At 66.3% G+C, this 17,037-nt stretch carries 13 protein-coding genes; 3 read left to right on the plus strand and 10 right to left on the minus strand.

All coding sequences use genetic code 11. From position 1 onward, the window contains the following. Nucleotides 1–29: 29 nt before the first annotated feature. The 9 genes from FAS41_RS03235 to eat form a co-directional block, all read right to left on the minus strand. A complete protein-coding gene (locus tag FAS41_RS03235; protein ID WP_138520218.1) occupies nucleotides 30–473 on the minus strand; it encodes a type IV pilin protein in 444 nt (147 codons plus the stop codon). Then, nucleotides 473–3,895 (minus strand): pilus assembly protein, encoded by a 3,423-nt coding sequence (locus FAS41_RS03240; protein WP_171049425.1) that lies wholly within the window; start codon nucleotides 3,893–3,895, stop codon nucleotides 473–475. Before FAS41_RS03240 ends, FAS41_RS03235 begins: the two co-directional genes overlap by 1 nt. Then, complete coding sequence (locus FAS41_RS03245; protein WP_138520220.1) at nucleotides 3,882–4,427, minus strand: hypothetical protein; 546 nt, start codon at nucleotides 4,425–4,427, stop codon at nucleotides 3,882–3,884. The genes FAS41_RS03240 and FAS41_RS03245 overlap by 14 nt, the downstream gene beginning before the upstream one ends. After that, the gene (locus tag FAS41_RS03250) at nucleotides 4,424–5,167 is read right to left on the minus strand and encodes a PilW family protein (RefSeq protein WP_138520221.1); all 744 of its coding nucleotides are present in this window, start codon (nucleotides 5,165–5,167) and stop codon (nucleotides 4,424–4,426) included. The genes FAS41_RS03245 and FAS41_RS03250 overlap by 4 nt, the downstream gene beginning before the upstream one ends. Next, entirely contained in the window at nucleotides 5,164–5,757 is a 594-nt protein-coding gene (gene pilV, locus FAS41_RS03255; protein ID WP_171049426.1) for a type IV pilus modification protein PilV, read from the minus strand. Before pilV ends, FAS41_RS03250 begins: the two co-directional genes overlap by 4 nt. Then, on the minus strand, nucleotides 5,754–6,266 hold the full coding sequence (locus tag FAS41_RS03260; protein WP_138520223.1) for a GspH/FimT family pseudopilin: 513 nt from the start codon (nucleotides 6,264–6,266) through the stop codon (nucleotides 5,754–5,756). The genes pilV and FAS41_RS03260 overlap by 4 nt, the downstream gene beginning before the upstream one ends. A gap of 172 nt (nucleotides 6,267–6,438) precedes the next feature. Next, complete coding sequence (gene eutC / locus FAS41_RS03265; protein ID WP_171049427.1) at nucleotides 6,439–7,245, minus strand: ethanolamine ammonia-lyase subunit EutC; 807 nt, start codon at nucleotides 7,243–7,245, stop codon at nucleotides 6,439–6,441. Between the two features lie 25 nt (nucleotides 7,246–7,270). Continuing rightward, nucleotides 7,271–8,665, minus strand: a complete 1,395-nt coding sequence (locus FAS41_RS03270) for an ethanolamine ammonia-lyase subunit EutB (protein WP_138520225.1) — start codon at nucleotides 8,663–8,665, stop codon at nucleotides 7,271–7,273. A gap of 11 nt (nucleotides 8,666–8,676) precedes the next feature. Beyond that, complete coding sequence (eat, locus tag FAS41_RS03275; RefSeq protein WP_138520226.1) at nucleotides 8,677–10,041, minus strand: ethanolamine permease; 1,365 nt, start codon at nucleotides 10,039–10,041, stop codon at nucleotides 8,677–8,679. A gap of 360 nt (nucleotides 10,042–10,401) precedes the next feature. Here eat and qhpR point away from each other — a divergent pair, with 360 nt between their 5' ends. After that, nucleotides 10,402–11,454, plus strand: coding sequence for an AraC-like transcriptional regulator QhpR (gene qhpR / locus FAS41_RS03280; protein WP_138520227.1), 1,053 nt, complete (start codon nucleotides 10,402–10,404; stop codon nucleotides 11,452–11,454). A gap of 237 nt (nucleotides 11,455–11,691) precedes the next feature. On the opposite strand, the gene exaC is transcribed toward qhpR, so the two are convergent. Further along, nucleotides 11,692–13,212 (minus strand): acetaldehyde dehydrogenase ExaC, encoded by a 1,521-nt coding sequence (exaC, locus tag FAS41_RS03285; protein ID WP_138520228.1) that lies wholly within the window; start codon nucleotides 13,210–13,212, stop codon nucleotides 11,692–11,694. Nucleotides 13,213–13,536: 324 nt separating this feature from the next. On the opposite strand from exaC, the gene FAS41_RS03290 reads away from it, so the two are divergent. Next, nucleotides 13,537–15,453 carry a sigma-54-dependent Fis family transcriptional regulator gene (locus FAS41_RS03290; RefSeq protein ID WP_138520229.1) on the plus strand — a complete coding sequence of 639 codons (1,917 nt, stop codon included), beginning with the start codon at nucleotides 13,537–13,539 and terminating at the stop codon, nucleotides 15,451–15,453. Between the two features lie 230 nt (nucleotides 15,454–15,683). Beyond that, the gene (mpl, locus tag FAS41_RS03295) at nucleotides 15,684–17,036 is read left to right on the plus strand and encodes a UDP-N-acetylmuramate:L-alanyl-gamma-D-glutamyl-meso-diaminopimelate ligase (RefSeq protein ID WP_138520230.1); all 1,353 of its coding nucleotides are present in this window, start codon (nucleotides 15,684–15,686) and stop codon (nucleotides 17,034–17,036) included. The last annotated feature ends 1 nt before the right edge of the window (nucleotide 17,037 follow it).

The raw sequence follows: 17,037 nt of genomic DNA on the forward strand, positions 1-17,037 counted from the left end.
TGGAAAGCGCAATCCAAGCGAGCGTTTGATCAACGCCAGCAGCTTTCCACGCTGCCTGCGCTGGTGCCACGGTTGCCCTGGTGGTCGAGGGTGAAGTCGCCGCATTCGCTGTCGCTGGCCTGGGCGCCCCGGCGCAGGGCGGTCAGGCGGTAGCTGCGGGCATTGCCGTCGATGAATTCGGCCTGCAGTTCGTAGAGCTGGTGCGGCGACAGGCGTTTGCCGTCGGCCAGTGGATAACCGAAGGCCAGCCGGGTCGCGGTATCGGTGTACTTGCTGTATTGCGCCAGGTAGCGCTCCTGCTGGGCGGCGGCGTCGCGCAGCAGCGTCTGGGCCTCGCTGCGATTGGCGCGCAGGACGTATTGGCGGTAGCTGGGGATGGCGATGCCGGCCAGCAGGGCGAGGATGCACACCACCACCATCATCTCGATCAGGGTGAAGCCTTGTACTCGCCTGGACAGTGCGTGCCTGAGCATCAGGGATACCCCGTGGGCAGGTTGAAATTCATGATCTGCCAGTTGAAGCGGCCCTGGTTCACCGGATCGAAGAGCTGCACGGGCAGGCGGTTGCCATCGGGGGTGTAGAGGTTGTCGCCGATGCGCGTCACCGGGCCGTCGATCTGGAGGCCGCTGGCCCTTTCACTGAAGGAGCCATCGCCTGCTAGGTCGAAGACGTTGAAGTTCAGCGCGCCGCCCGTTTTGGGGTTGACCGCCAGCAGCCAGTAAGTGATACCGGCGCTGCACGGGTCGGCGTTGGGCTTGCTGACGGTGACGAAGAGCACGTCGCCGAGCATGAAGGGCTGGTCGAGGATCATCTCGGTCTCCGCCAGGTCGAAGTACCAGCCGCGGATGCCGACACCGCGCTTGCCGCTGCTGTCCCAGCTCACGCTCTCGCTGCTCAGTTGCCGAACGAGGGTGCTGCCGCCGCTGTGGGTGACGGTTTCTTCGGTGAGCGTCTGCTTCTGCAGGTTGTCCAGTTTGCTCAGGGTGGCGGGGTCGCCGGCGCCATCGACGTGGGCGAGGTAGTCGGTCTGGTCCCAGAAACCGTACAAGGATTGCCGGGTGGCGGGGCCCTCCTTGTCGCTGCCTTCGAAATACTTGCCGGTACCGGCCATGACCAACTGCCCTCCGCGGGGGTGCTGGGTGACTTCCGGTGCCGCGCTCAGCGCCTGGCCGCGCGCGCTGGCGACGCTGGCCAGCAGACTCGCGGTGGCATCGAGGCCACCTTGCCGGTACAGGTTGCCCTGCAGGTTGCCGTAGTAGCGCTGGGCGAGTTCCCCTGGGCTGGCGGCCTGGGTCCAGGCAACCGTGCTTCCGACTTCACCATCGCCGGACGTGGCGTGGCTGGCGGCATCGATCCGGCCGTCGGCCAGCCGAATCGATAGCGAATAACCCTTGCCCGCGTCGTAGCCATTGCCGGTGAGCACGTAGGGCTCACCCTCGAAGAAGGTGATGACCGGGCGCTCCAGCAGGTAGCCGAAGTCGATGTCCTTGCCGTCGCGACTGCTGGCGCTGGCGGTGTGCTCCCAGAGCAGCTGCGGGGTGTCCGGATCGGTGATGTCCAGGGCGAACAGCCCGCGCCCGCCACGCCCTGGCGCCATGACCAGCACGCTGCGCCAGGCGCCGTCGAAGTAGACATCCTGGGTGACGGCGCTGCCGTCGACGAAGAAGCGGTGCAGGTTGTTGGTGTTTTCTTCCTCCGAACGCCCCGCGTAGTTCATCGCCGACAGGTAGTTGAGCTTGTCGACCACCGCGGCGGGAATGAAGGCCCAACGCTCCCGGCCCGTCTCGTCGAAAGCGTGCAGCATGCCGTCGTTGGCGCCGACGTAGATGCGCCGTTCTCGGTCTGCGTGGTCCTGGCGGAAGGCTTCGTAGCCCGTGCTGCGGGCGGCTTTCTCCAGGTAGTAAGTCACGCTGGACGGCGGGCCGACCACCACCGGCGAGGAGTAGATGATGTCGCCGAGCAGGTGGTTGCGTGCGCGGAAGGTCGAATCCTCGTCACTGCGGTCGCCGCGCAGCCAGGCGACACGGCGCTCGCCGAGGTTGTCGCGGGTCTGGGTACCGGGCGCCTTGTCGAGCAGGTCCTGCTGCGAGGTCGCGAGGTTGCTCCAGGTGAAGGCCTGGAGATGTCCGCTCGGGCGATCCGGCCGCGCATTGATGTAGAGGCTGCGGCTGGCGGGGGAGCGCTGGTCGAGCTGATTGCGGAAGGACAGGGCCGTGTTGGCCTGGGCGTTGCCCTCGGCGTCGAGGCGGTACTGCAGGATATCGCCGCTCCAGTCGGTGGGCTGGTAGCTGGCGCGGTAGAGGTAGGTGTCGGTGCTCAGCGAGGTCGAGCTGGCGCCGGCAGCAGCCACCGCCAACTGGCTGGTGGAGATGCTGCTGACGATGGACTGGAAGGCCTGCACCAGCTCGCTGGTGGAGTCGGCGCTGAAGAATTCGCCGCGGGAGTTCAGCGCGCCGTGCCAGAGCGCCGCTACCTTGCCTTCGTTGGCAGTCACGGTCATGCCGTCCAGGCTGGTGCTGCCGCTGGGATTGGGCCAGCTCTTGCTGCCGTCGAGCAATTGCGCATAGGAGCCCGAGTAGGTGTCGCCACCCCATTGCAGGTACTTCAGCGTCGGGCCGAGCCCCAGGCCGACGGTGTAGGTGGTGACGTGCTGCCAGGTAGCGGGATCGTTCTTCGGGTTCCAGTAGTCGTTGCCGTCGCGGTAGCGCGGCGGAACCTTGTTCTCCAGGTCGGTACGCGCGTCGGTCGCCCAGCCGAGGAAGATGTTATCGGCCAGGGTATTGGACCATTTGTCGTAGTAAGGCGCGGTCGCGGCGAAGGCTTTGCCGTCGGGCAGGGTGCGTGTGGTGCCGTCGGCATTGCTGCCGCCGGAGCCGTCGCCGAAACCATCGGTCATCAGCAGGTGGTAGGTCGGTCGGCAGGCGTATTCGGTTTTCACGTCGCGCGTACTGCCTGGCGCTCGGGCATAGGGGTTGTAGGCAGTGGTGTTGCTCAGGAAGTTGTTGACCCGGTTCTGTGCGGTGCCCAGCGGTGTCCCGCCGCTGGCGACCAGGCGGCTGGTGAAGGTGAAGAAGTCTGCCTTGTGCTGGCTGGCGAAGGCTGACAGGGTCTGGTTGCCGCAAGCCGTGGAGCTCAGGTTGAAGTTGGTGCTGTAACAGTTGTTCAGGCCCTGCCAGGTCACCCGGATATGGTCGGGCAGATCGAACAGCGCCAGGTTCGCCGCGGTGCGCGTGGCGAGTTGGCGCGTGCGGTAGAAGGAAAACCAATTGGCATAGTTCTGCTTTTCCGCGTCAGTGGTGACCCATTGCGGGGCAAAGCAGCTCTTGGTGCAGGCGTTTGCATTGGTATAGGAGTAGTCGGATGCGCAGTTCTGCACCGCGCTGAGTGTGCCGGTGGCAGTGTTGCGCGAATGCGGGCAGGCGGCGTCGAACTGGTAGTAGTGGGCGTACTGCTTGTAGCTGTCGGTGGTGTTGACCGCCTGGATCGAGTTCTGCCCGTAGCCGTTGCCGGTGTACTTGTTCAGATCCAGCGTACCGGTCTGGATGGTGAGAAAGCCGTCGTAGTAGGCCTTGTCGAAGCTGGTGGTGTAGCGCTCGCTGTTGAGTCGCCCGCCGCTGAAGGTGACTTTCCACGGCGCGTCGTAGGTGATCGCCGGGTTGTAGTACATCGGGTTGTACGCCGAGGAGCGGTTGGCGATGGTGTAGGAGCTCATGCCATCGGGTGTATAGGCGCTGGTCATGCTGCCGGAGTCGTCGAGGGTGACGATCAGGTTCGGCGAGACACCCTCGACCAGGAACAGCGGTGCCTGGCTTGGAGCGGCCGCTGCCGCGGTGCCGCTGGCAAGCAGGGTGGCGCCCAGCAGAGCGGTGCGCAGGAGGGCTTCAGCGCTGCACACGGGCATACTCCTGCAGGCGTACCTGGGCCTGGTCGGTGATGCCGGTGGCGAGGGTGTTCACCTGCAGCAGCAGGGTGCCGCTGCCGGCCAGGCAATCGGCCATGGCGCTGGAGGAGCGGCTCTCGCATTGTGCCGCGACGTACCAGCGCGGCGCGCGGCTCAGTTCGTCCATCTCGCCGGGGGTCGCCAGGTCGTTGCCGCGATAGGTGCGCGCCTGCTTGATGAGGGCGCTGCTGGTCGGGTCGGATGGATTCAGCCACAGTCGGTCGCAGAGCAGTACCTGCTGCTGGTCCTGCGGTGTATCGATGCAATCGTCGCGGGTACCCACCGCCATGTAAGGGCTGTGACGGCTGCGGTACAGCGCTTCGTTGACGGCCGAGGTGGCGCCGCCCAATGCCGCCTGGTAGTCGCGCGCATCGGCAAGGCTGTTGTCCAGCAGCAGGCCGCTGCGCAGATTGCCCAGGGTCAGGATGCTCAGGCCGAGCAGCAGGAGCAGGGCGATCAGCAAGGTCTGGCCGCGTTGCCGGTTCATGGCTGGTTCCTCAGGTAGAGCGACTGGGCGAAAGCGCTGCACAACCCGCGCGTGCCGGTGTTTTTCTGCTGGTCGCCGAGAGGGTCCTGGTAGGTGCAGTTCTCCGGCAGCAGAAGGCGGGTAGAGGTCAGGACCAGGCCGACGCGAACCTGGTTGACCGAGGCGGATTCGAAACGCAGGTCATGGATGCCCGTGGCGAGCACGACCTCGCCGGCGGAGGCCGTGTTGTTCGTCTTGCAGTGCAGTTCGCTGCCCGAGACGTACAGGTGGCTCACCAGCACCTGTGGCGTGCTGCTGTCGGCGTCGCTGTAAAGGGCGCCGCCGCTGCAGTCCTGGTGAAACTGCGCGTCGCTCCGTTGTGAGCGTTGGTAGCGCACGCAAAGCCCCTTGCCGTCGGCGTCGACGGCGCTGACCTTGCCATCGGCGAAGCTGCAGCCAGTGCGACTGTCGGTCAGCGAAGGAAAGGGGCCTTCGCGATCGAGGACGAAGTCGAAAAGCGCCGCATCCTGCGCCGTGGCGTGGCGTTGCCAGGCGACATAGCCGGCCTGTCCGGCCTGGCTCTGCAGCAGGTCGAGGATGAAGCGCGCCCGGCTCTGGTTCTGTTGCTGGGCATTGTTGAAGGCGGCGTGGTCGCTGCCGGACAGGTAGATCTGCAGCACGGTGAACAGCACGAGGGTGCCGAGGGCCAGCGCCACCATGAGTTCGATCAGTGAAAGGCCTTTCTGCGCGCTGGCGTTCATGGCTGGAAACTCAGGCGATAGCGCTCGACGCCACCGTCGGCGTCCGCAGTCAGGCAAGCGGCGCTGGCGTCGTCAGCAGTGGTCGGGCTGCCGCTGCGACAGTTGCGGCTGTGCCAGGCGAGTTGGATCAGCAGCAGGGGTTGCTCGGAGCCACTGGCGCAGGATTTGCCGTCACGGGTGGCGCAAATGAAGGTGGAATCCTTGAGCAGTGTCGCGTCCGTAGCGAGTTGGCGCTGCACCTGCGTTGTCCAGCAGGCCAGTTCGCGACGAATTCGATCGCTCACCCCGAGCCCGCTGGTGACGCAGGACTCGCCGCTGCCCAGGCTGGGGAAGGCACTGCCCTCGGCCACCAGGAACGCCGCGTCGCCCTTGAGCTTGCCGTTGCGCACCAGTCCCTCGCGATTGGCCTGCATGCTACGGGCGAGATCGGCGGCCAGGAGGATGGCGTTCTGCCGCTGCTGGCTGTCGTGGGCATAGGTGATGCTGCGCGCTTGCAGCGCCACCATGCCCAGCAGCGCCACGCTGGTGAGCATCACCGCCACCATCACTTCGATCAGGTAGAACCCTCGCTCGTCGTGCCTTGGCCTCATTCGCATGCCCACACCGCCCCGCTGCGTTGCAGGCAGACCTTGCTGCCGTAGCTGCCGGAATCGAGGGTGAAGACCAGTGGGTAGTCGGGGCCGGATTCGGCGATGCCGTTGCTATCGAAGACCACCTGTGCAGCGCTGCTGCTGGTCTTGACCTGAACCTGGGCGGAGTCATCCAGGCGGCTTCGGCGCAGTTCGACGGCCTGGCTGTCCGGCCCGTCTCCTCCCTGTTGTCGGGACACCACCAGTGTTGAGGTCCAATCGCCGGCTGTTTGCGGGGTGACGCTGATTTCCTGATGGCTGATCTGCGCCTGCGCGCGGGCGTACTGCAGCAGTGCGATCAGTTGCTTGCCGCTGCTCTGGGCGCGGTTGCGGTTGATCAGCAGGTCGAAGGAGGGCACTGCGATGCCCAGCAGGATTGCCAGGATCGCGATGGTCACCAGGGTCTCGACCAGGGTGATGCCGCGTTGGTTGGCCAGCAGGGTGGAGGTAGAGGTACTGGGTGAATCCATGATCTCACCATCGACTGGAGCGCGCGGGACCGCGCAGCCGTTCGTGTCAGTGCGCGGTCCTTGATGGCGAGTTTTTTAGCGCGACGAACGGGAGGGGCGATTTAAGACGATTCTTAAAGACGGCGATCTTCTGCGCGGCATGTGGTCGCGTTCACAGCCGCGCCAAGCCTGCTCAGCCACCGAGCAGGAAGTTGCCCCGTGAAGAGGGTCCGTCTCCCTCCAGTGCAGGCAGTTGCGCTTCGTCCTTCAGGTTTACTCCCGACAGCTGCCGGCGACAGGCTTCGCGCATCAGGTAGAGCAGGCGGTGCGCCGCGAGGCCGTAGCTCAGGCCTTCGAGCCGAACATTGGAGATGCAGTTGCGGTAGGCGTCGTTCAGGCCGACCTTCGGCGCCCAGGTGAAGTACAACCCGAGGCTGTCCGGCGAGGACAGGCCGGGGCGCTCGCCGATCAGGATCACCACCATCTTTGCGCGCAGCAGCTCGGCGACTTCGTCGGCTACGGCGACACGTCCCTGTTGCACCAGCGCAACCGGCGACAGACTCCAGCCTTCGTTGCGCACCTGTTCTTCCAGGCGTTCGAGGAAGGGCAGGCTGTGGCGCTGCACTGCAAGCGATGAGAGACCGTCGGCGATCACCACCGCCAGGTCGTAGCCCTGGGGATGGCGGTCGGCGTGGCGGCGCAGGATTTCCGCCGATTCCTCGTTCAGTCGCCGGCCCAGGTCGGGGCGTTGCAGGTAGGTGTCACGGTCGGCGGCGGCACTGTGCAGCAACAGAGCATCGCGACCGCGCTCGGCCAATTGCGCGCCAAGGCCGTCACGGTCGAAGGGCAGGTGCACGGCGTCGCGCGCCTGGGCGTGGGCGAACTGGAAGTCCAGCTGCGCCCCGGTCGGCAGGCTGGTGCCGGCGCGGCCCAGGGCGATGCGCGCGGAGGTCAGGCGGCGCAGTTCCTGCCAGGGGTTGGGGATGAAGCTGTCGCTCATCGAACACTCCTCATGCATGCGGCCCTCAGGACAATTGCGCCAGCGCCTGGCGGAAGGCGCCGGGAAGCTGGCTGGCCATGTGCACACGGCCGTCCTGCTGGCGGAGGATTTCCATGCGTTCCAGCCACGCCTCGAATTCCGGCGCCGGCCTGAGCCCCAGCGTCTGGCGCGCATAAAGTGCGTCGTGGAAGGAGGTGGTCTGGTAGTTGAGCATCACGTCGTCGGAGCCGGGGATGCCCATGATGAAGTTGATGCCGGCCACGCCCAGCAGGGTCAGGAGCATGTCCATGTCGTCCTGGTCGGCCTCGGCGTGGTTGGTGTAGCAGATGTCGCAGCCCATGGGCACGCCGAGCAGCTTGGCGCAGAAGTGGTCTTCCAGCCCGGCGCGGATGATCTGCTTGCCGTTGTACAGGTATTCCGGGCCGATGAAGCCGACCACGGTGTTCACCAGGAACGGCTTGAAGTGCCGTGCCACCGCGTAGGCGCGGGTCTCGCAGGTCTGCTGGTCGACGCCGTGGTGGGCGTTGGCCGACAGCGCGCTGCCCTGGCCGGTTTCGAAGTACATCAGGTTGTCGCCCAGGGTGCCGCGCTTCTGCGACAGACCGGCGTCGTAGCCCTCCTGGAGGATCGACAGACTCACGCCGAAGCTGGCGTTGGCCGCTTGGGTGCCGGCGATGGACTGGAACACCAGGTCCAGCGGCGCGCCGCGGTTGATCGCCTCGATGGAGCTGGTGACGTGGGTGAGCACGCACGACTGGGTGGGAATCTCGTAGCGCTGGATGATCGCGTCGAGCATTTCCAACAGGGTGCAGATCGACTGCAGGCTGTCGGTAGCCGGGTTGATGCCGAGCATGGCGTCGCCGTTGCCATAGAGCAGGCCGTCGAGCACGCTGGCGGCGATCCCGGCCGGGTCGTCCGTGGGGTGGTTGGGTTGCAGTCGGGTGGACATGCGTCCGCGCAGTCCCAGGGTGTTGCGGAAGCGGGTGACCACGCGAATCTTCTGCGCCACCAGCACCAGGTCCTGCACGCGCATGATCTTCGATACCGCGGCTGCCATTTCCGGCGTCAGCCCCGGCGCCAGGGCGCGCAGGCTGGTCTCGTCGGCTGCATCGCCGAGCAGCCAGTCGCGCAGGCCGCCCACCGTGAGGTGGCTGACCGGCGCAAAGGCTTCGCGATCATGGGTGTCGATGATCAGCCGGGTGACTTCGTCGCTTTCGTAGGGGATCAGCGCCTCGTCGAGAAAACGCTTGAGCGGGATGTCCGCCAGCGCCATCTGCGCCGCAACGCGCTCGGCATCGCTGCCAGCGGCGACCCCGGCGAGGCGGTCGCCGGAGCGCGCCGGGCTGGCCTTGGCCATCACCTCGCGCAGGCTGTCGAAGCGCCAGGTCTGGCCACCGACGCTGTGGACGAATCCGGACATGGCGCGACTCCTCAGCCCTGGCTGGCGAACGATGCGTCGGTGCCGCGATTGAGGCTGATGACGATACTGCAGCAGGAACAGCCGCCGATCATCAGCACCAGGAACACCGAGGCAATAACGCTGTTGAACCAGAGCATCGCGGCCAGGCAGACCAGCGCCAGGCCCAGCGCGATGGCCGGCACCACCGGATAGCCCGGCGCGCGGAAGCTGCGCTCCAGGTCCGGCTCGCTGCGGCGCAGCTTGAACAGGCTGAGCATGCTCATGATGTACATGACGATGGCGCCGAACACGCTCATGGTGATCATCGCTGCGGTCAGGGTCATGCCCTGCAGGCTGATCAGGCCGTCGCTGAAGATCGCCGCGATCCCCACGGCGCCACCGGCAAGGATGGCGCGGTGCGGCGTCTGGAAGCGCGAGAGTTTCGCCAGGCTGCGCGGCAGGAAGCCGGCGCGGGCCAGCGCGAAGAACTGCCGCGAGTAGCCCAGGATGATGCCGTGGAAGCTCGCCACCAGGCCGAACAGGCCGATCCACACCAGCATGTGCATCCAGGTGGAGTTGTTGCCCACCACGGCCTTCATCGCCTGCGGCAGCGGGTCGTTGATGTTCGACAGGGCGCGCCAGTCGCCCACGCCGCCGGCGAAGATCATCACGCCGATGGCCAGGGTCACCAGGGTCAGGATGCCGGCGATGTACGCGCGCGGAATGGTGCGCTTCGGGTCCTTGGCCTCCTCGGCAGCCATGGCTGCGCCCTCGATGGCGAGGAAGAACCAGATGGCGAACGGAATGGCGGCGAAGATGCCGGCCATGGCCGGGGCGCCGAACACGTCGGAGCCGGCCCAGCCGTTGAGCACGAAGTTGCTGAAGCTGAAGCCCGGTGCGACCACGCCCATGAACACAAGCAACTCGGCCACCGCCAGCACGGTCACCACCAGCTCGAAGGTGGCGGCGATGCTCACGCCGAGGATGTTCAGCGTCATGAAGATCACATAGGCGCCGGTGGCCGCCCACTTCGGATCGAGGCCGGGAAACTGCACATTGAGGTAGGCGCCGATGGCCATGGCGATGGCCGGCGGGGCGAAGACGAATTCGATCAGCGTGGCGATGCCGGCGATCATCCCGCCGGTCTTGCCGAAGGCCCGCAGGCTGTAGGCGAATGGCCCGCCGGCGTGGGGGATGGCGGTGGTCAGCTCGGTGTAGCTGAAGATGAAGCAGGTATACATCACCGCGACGATCAGCGTGGTGACGAGGAAGCCCAGGGTGCCGGCCGCAGCCCAGCCGTAGCTCCAGCCGAAGTACTCGCCGGAGATCACCAGGCCTACGGCGAGCCCCCAGAGGTGCAGGGTGCCAAGCGTGGGTTTGAGTTGTGATGCGCTCATTGTTGTTATTCCTCTCTCCGCAAGGGATAGGCCGCAAGTGGGGCGGGTCGCAAGGGCGTGGACGGATACCTGAGAGCCGATGGTAGTGGCGCACTGACGCGCAAGACTTGACCGCTGGAACCGGCTTTCGCCGTGCAGGGTCAACTGGTTGTTACCCATTGCCCCACCGTGCGCGCGGTGCTCGCTTCTGGTGCCGGAAATCGCCGGCCTGCCCCGTGCTGTGGCAGCTGCAGGCCAGGCGCGGCGCCCTGTTCGGCGGGTCGCTGAAGGGCAGTCGAGGCACGGGATTTGCTTTGTTTATTGGCCCCTGCTTTGGGGACGACGTGTTTTGCGTGCCTGATAACAAGATCGGTATCCGACATGAGCCAGCCTCTGTTCTCCCCCTCCGGCCTGAGCCTGCCCCTGGCCAGCAACATCGGCGTGCTGTCCGCTGCCGCCAGTGGCCTGGGCCGCTTCATCGGCGACCAGGGCGGTGACATCGACCGCGTCTTCGGACGCGCCGGTATCGACCCGGAGCGCCTGCTGCATCCGACCCTGAGTCTGGCGCTGACCAACTACTGCCAGGTGCTGGAAGAGGCCGCGCGGCAGTCGGGTTGCGACAACTTCGGGCTGCGCTACGGCGAGCAGTTCCGCCCTCGCGAGCTGGGTCTGCTGGGCTACGTCGGGCTCTGTTCGGAGACGCTGGAAGAGGCGCTGAAGAACTTCGCCGCCGCCTTCCCCTATCACCAGCACGACACCCTGATCCGCCTGGTGGATTGCGGCGAGTGTTATCGCTTCGACTACCAGGTCCGCCACGGCGCCATCCTCGACCGCCGCCAGGACGCCGAGCTGACCCTGGGGATGGCACTGAACCTGATGCGCCATGCCCTTGGCCCTGAATGGGCGCCGCGCGCGGTGAGCTTCGAGCACGCGCGGCCGGAGGGCTGGCAGGAGCACGGGCGAGTGTTCGACGCGCCGGTGCTGTTCCAGCGCGGCTGCAATTCGATGCTGATTCCCAAGCGCGACCTGTATGGCCGGCAGATGCCCGAGCGTGACGCCAACCTGTTGTTCCTGGTGCAGGATGTGATCCGTCGGCTGGGCGAGCAGGGCGGCGCGCCCAATCTGGTGGAGGACGCCGGCACGCAGATTCGCCTGGCGCTGGCGGATGGCGAGCCGTCGCTGGAGATCATCGCCGAGCAGCTGGAACTCACCACCGCCGGCTTGCAGCGCCGCCTGCGCGAGGCCGGGTTGAGCTTCAGTCAACTGGTGGAAAACACCCGCCGTGAGCTGGCGCTGCACTACCTGCGGCAGCCGCAGCGGCCGATCTCCGAGCTGGCGCCGCTGTTGGGGTATTCCGAGACCAGCGCCTTTTCCCGTGCCTTCCGACGCTGGTTCGGTGTGAGCCCGCGGCAGTGGCGCAGCGACGCAAGCTGATCCTTCCCTTGTAGGACCGACTCGTGCCGCCGACGTAGGATGGGTGGAGCTTGCGATACCCATCGACCGGGCCCGCGCGATAAACGATGGGTATCGCTTCGCTCCACGCCATCCTACGTAACCTCCGCCGCTTGCCATTTATTCCGGGCATAAAAAAGCGCGGCCCGCAGGCCGCGCAAAGATCGATTCGGGGGAGACCGCCCGGCGAACCGGGCGGAGGCAATCAGCAGCCAGCCATCAGAAGAAGCCCAGCGGATTGATGTCGTAGCTCACCAGCAGGTTCTTGGTCTGCTGGTAGTGGTCGAGCATCATCTTGTGGGTCTCGCGGCCCACGCCGGATTTCTTGTAGCCACCGAAGGCGGCGTGTGCCGGGTACAGGTGGTAGCAGTTGGTCCACACGCGACCGGCCTTGATGCCGCGACCCATGCGGTACGCACGGTTGATGTCGCGGGTCCAGACGCCAGCGCCCAGGCCGTACTCGGTGTCGTTGGCGATGGCCAGTGCCTCGGCTTCGTCCTTGAAGGTGGTGACGCCCACCACCGGCCCGAAGATTTCCTCCTGGAACACGCGCATCTGGTTGCTGCCCTTGAGCAGGGTCGGCTGGATGTAATAGCCGGTGGAGAGACTGCCCTCGAGCTTCTCGACCTTGCCGCCGGTAAGGATCTGCGCGCCTTCCTGCTGGGCAATGTCGAGGTAGGAAAGGATCTTCTCGTACTGCTGCTGCGAGGCCTGGGCGCCGACCATGGTGTCGGTGTCCAGCGGGTCGCCACGCTTGATGGCTTTCACCTTCTTCATCACCACGTCCATGAACTGCGGGTAGATGGACTCCTGCACCAGTGCGCGGGACGGGCAGGTGCACACCTCGCCCTGGTTGAAGAAGGCCAGCACCAGGCCTTCGGCAGCCTTCTCGATGAAGGTCGGCTCGGCCTGCATGATGTCCTCGAAGTAGATGTTCGGGCTCTTGCCGCCCAGCTCCACGGTGGACGGAATGATGTTCTCGGCGGCGCACTTGAGGATGTGCGAGCCCACCGGAGTCGAGCCGGTGAAGGCGATCTTGGCGATGCGCTTGCTGGTGGCCAGCGCTTCACCGGCTTCCTTGCCGAAGCCCTGGACGACGTTGAGCACGCCCTTGGGCAGCAGGTCGCCGATCAGTTCCATCAGCACGCAGATGCCCAGCGGGGTCTGCTCGGCCGGTTTGAGCACGATGCAGTTGCCGGCAGCCAGGGCCGGCGCCAGCTTCCACGCGGCCATCAGCAGCGGGAAGTTCCACGGGATGATCTGCCCGACCACGCCCAGCGGCTCGTGGATATGGTATGCGACGGTGCTGTCGTTGATCTCGGCGGCGCTGCCTTCCTGTGCGCGGATGCAGCCGGCGAAGTAGCGGAAGTGGTCGGCGGCCAGCGGGATGTCGGCGTTGAGGGTTTCACGCACCGGCTTGCCGTTGTCCCAGGTTTCGGTGACGGCGAGCAGCTCCAGGTTCTGTTCGATGCGGTCGGCAATCTTCAGCAACACCAGCGAGCGGTCCTGCACCGAGGTGCGGCCCCAGGCATCGGCGGCGGCGTGGGCGGCGTCCAGCGCCTTGTCGATGTCCTCGGCGGTGGAGCGGGGGAATTCGGCGATGGGCTGGCCATTCACCGGCGACGTGTTGGTGAAGTACTGACCCTTTACCGGCGGGACGAATTCGCCGCCGATGTAGTTGCCGTAGCGCGCCTTGAACGAAACGATGGCGCCTTCGCTACCGGGATGGGCATAACGCATGGTCGGATCTCCTGGGTCTTGTGCTTGTTGGGGAGGATGTTGATTCAGCGTAGAGCAAGGGCCGGGCCATGCCAGTGAAAGGCACGCCGTGTGTGGCCCGGACGGGATCACGGCGGTGCGGCGGAAAGCGCGCTGTCACGCGCCTGGCACAGTGCTGCGTGACACTTTGTCCCGACTTCGTGACAGTCGTGACCTGACGGTCGGCCAGGCGTTGCATTGAGCTGGCGCGTGGGGGATGCTGTCCTGCGTTCCTACGAATTGTCTGACAAGGATTCGCTGGAACCCGGGGCTGCCTCCCCGTCCCCCAAGCGGAGAACAACAAGAATGCGCGCCAACGATTTGAGCCGCCACGCCCGCCAGGTCATGACCGTGGCCGAGGGCAAGGCCCGCGCCGGAGCTCCCGGTGCGGACCCGTCGATCGCCCGTTCCTGGATGCGCTGCCTGGAGCAGTACCACCTCGACCCGGCGCAGCCCATGGCGCCGGCGGTGCTGGAGCACGCGCGCATGCTCGAAGTCCGCGAGCGGCACCGCCAGGTGCTGGAGATCGCCAGCGACGAGATGAACAGCCTGCACCAGCAGCTCTCCGGCGCCGGCCACGCGGTGCTGCTCACCGATTCTCGCGGGGTGATCCTCAACTGCGTCAGCGAAGCTGCCGAGCGGCGCACCTTCGAACAGGCCGGGCTGTGGCTCGGCGCCGACTGGAGCGAAGCCCGCGAAGGCACCAACGGTATCGGCACCTGCCTGGTGGAACGCCAGGCGCTGACCATTCACCAGGACGAACATTTTCGTAGCCGCCACACCGGGCTGACCTGCTCGGCCAGTCCGGTGTTCGACCCGCAGGGCGAACTGCTGGCGGTGCTCGACGTTTCCTCCGCGCGCCGCGACGTGTCGCGGCAGAGCCAGTTCCACACCATGGCGCTGGTCAACCTCTCGGCCAAGGCCATCGAAAGCTGTTACTTCCTGCGCCATTTCGAGGACCAGTGGCTGCTGCGCTTCCACCTGCAACCGGACGGCCTCGGGCTGTTCAGCGAGGGCATGCTGGCCTTCGGCGGCGACGGGCGTATCCGCGCGGCGAACCAGAGCGCTATCAACCTGCTCGGCAGCCGCCGGGACAGCCTGATCGGCCGCTCCCTGGAGCAGTTCTTCGATTGCCGGCTGGATGACCTGTTCAGCCGCGCCGATCCGCAGCCGAGTGCCAGCTGGCCTCTGCGCACCCACGCCGGTCGTACTCTTTATGCGTTGCTGCGCGGCAAGCGTCCCATCGTCGCCGCGCCGGTGCTGCCGCGTGCGCCACTGGCCAAGGGGTTGTGCATCGACGACCCGCAACTCGCCCATGACTTCCGCCGCGCGCTGAAGGTCTACGCCCACGACGTGCCGCTGCTGCTGCAGGGCGAGACTGGCACCGGCAAGGAGGCTTTCGCCCGTGCCGTGCACCTGGGCGGCGAGCGCGCTGGCAAGAGCTTCGTCGCACTGAACTGCGCGGCGATTCCCGAGACCCTGATCGAGAGCGAGCTGTTCGGTTATCGCGGTGGCAGCTTCACCGGCGCGCGCAAGGAAGGCATGCGCGGCAAGCTGCAGCAGGCCGATGGCGGCACGCTATTCCTCGACGAGATCGGCGACATGCCGCTGGCGCTGCAAACGCGTCTGCTGCGCGTGCTGGAAGAGCGCCAGGTGGTGCCCATCGGCGGCGAGCCGCAGGACGTGGATATCCGCCTGATCAGCGCCAGCCACCGTGATCTGGAAGCGCTGGTAGACGCCGGACAGTTCCGCGAAGACCTCTATTATCGCCTCAACGGCCTGGTGGTTGCGCTGCCGCCGCTACGCGAGCGTGAGGATCGTGGCGCGCTGCTCGATCATCTGCTGGCCGAGGAGAGCAAAGGCCGCAGCGTGCGCCTGGACGACGACGTGCGCCGGCACCTGCTGGACTTCCCCTGGCCGGGCAACGTGCGCCAGCTGCGCAACGTGCTGCGCACGCTCTGTGCGCTGTGCGAAGGCGGCCGGATCCAGATGGCCGACCTGCCGCCGGACCTTCGCCGTACACCGGCTGCCGCTGTGACTGCGGTCACCCTGGGCGAGGAATGTAGCGACACCCTTGGCGCTGCCGAGCGCAACGCGCTGCTGGAGGTGCTCGAAGCGCAGCGCTGGCATGTCAGCCGTGCGGCGCAGCAGCTGGGCATCAGCCGCAATACGCTGTACCGCAAGCTCAATCGCCACGGCCTGAGCCGCAAGAGCCTTTCGTAGGATGGCGTGGAGCGCAGCGATACCCATCAATGCCGGGCGCCGGATCGGCATGGGTATCGCTTCGCTCCACCCATCCTACGCGCCACCCCTCGTGACAACATTCTCAAGCCACCGGGAACCGCCTCCCCACCTCGTCGTCTGATGCCCCGGCGGCGGGCCGCGCGGGGGCGCGCTGTGCTACTCTGCCGCCCATTCGAAGCGCCTGGAAAGGCTTGATTGCAGGAGTCTGCATGCATATCCACATCCTCGGCATCTGCGGCACCTTCATGGGGTCGCTGGCCGTCCTGGCCAAGGAACTGGGCCACCGCGTGACCGGCTCCGACGCCAACGTCTACCCGCCCATGAGCACCCAGCTGCAAGCCCAGGGCATCGAGCTGATGCAGGGCTATGATCCCGCCCACCTGGAGCCGGCTCCGGACCTGGTGGTAGTCGGCAACGCGCTGTCGCGCGGCAATCCTGCCGTGGAATACGTGCTGAACAAGGGTCTGCCCTATGTCTCCGGCCCGCAGTGGCTGGCCGACCACGTGCTGCAGGGCCGCTGGGTCCTGGCGGCGGCCGGCACCCACGGCAAGACCACCACCAGCAGCATGCTGGCCTGGGTGCTGGAGCACGCCGGGATGAGCCCGGGTTTCCTGATCGGCGGCGTGCCGCAGAACTTCGGCGTGTCCGCACGTCTGGGCGGCACGCCGTTCTTCGTGGTCGAAGCCGACGAGTACGACAGCGCCTTCTTCGACAAGCGCTCCAAGTTCGTCCACTACCACCCGCGCACGGCGATCCTGAACAACCTGGAATTCGACCACGCGGACATCTTCCCCGACCTCGCCGCCATCGAGCGCCAGTTCCACCACCTGGTGCGGACCATTCCCGGCGAAGGCCTGGTCATCCACCCCACGTCCGAAACCGCCCTCAAGCGCGTGATCGACATGGGTTGCTGGACCCCGGTGCAGACCACCGGCGAAGGCGGCCAGTGGCAGGCGCGCCTGCTCAGCGAGGACGGCTCGCACTTCGAGGTGCTGTTCGACGGCAAACCCCAGGGCACCGTGGACTGGGAACTGACCGGCCAGCACAACGTCGCCAACGCCCTGGCCTGCCTTGCGGCGGCCCGCCATGTCGGCTTGGTGCCGGAGCTGGGCTGCGCCGCGTTGTCGGCCTTCAAGAGCGTCAAGCGGCGCATGGAGAAGGTCGCCGAGGTCAAGGGCATCACCATCTACGATGACTTCGCCCACCACCCCACCGCCATCGCCACCACCCTCGACGGCCTGCGCAAGCGCGTCGGCGATGCCAAGGTGATCGCCGTGGTCGAGCCGCGCTCCAACTCCATGAAGCTCGGCGCCCACCGCGACGGCCTGCCGGAGTCCGTGGTGCAGGCTGACAACGTGTTCTGGTACGCACCGCCGAACCTCGGCTGGGACCTGGCCGCCACCGTGGCCAGCTCCACCGTTCCCACGCAAGTGTGCGACTCGCTGGAAGCCATCATCGAGGGCGTAAAAGCCATCGCCACGCCGGGTACCCAGGTCGTGGTCATGAGCAACGGCGGATTCGGCGGCCTGCACGGCAAGCTGGCCCAGGCGCTGGAGGGCTGAA

The sequence above is a fragment of the Pseudomonas nicosulfuronedens genome (assembly GCF_005877905.1).
GTDB lineage: Bacteria > Pseudomonadota > Gammaproteobacteria > Pseudomonadales > Pseudomonadaceae > Pseudomonas > Pseudomonas nicosulfuronedens.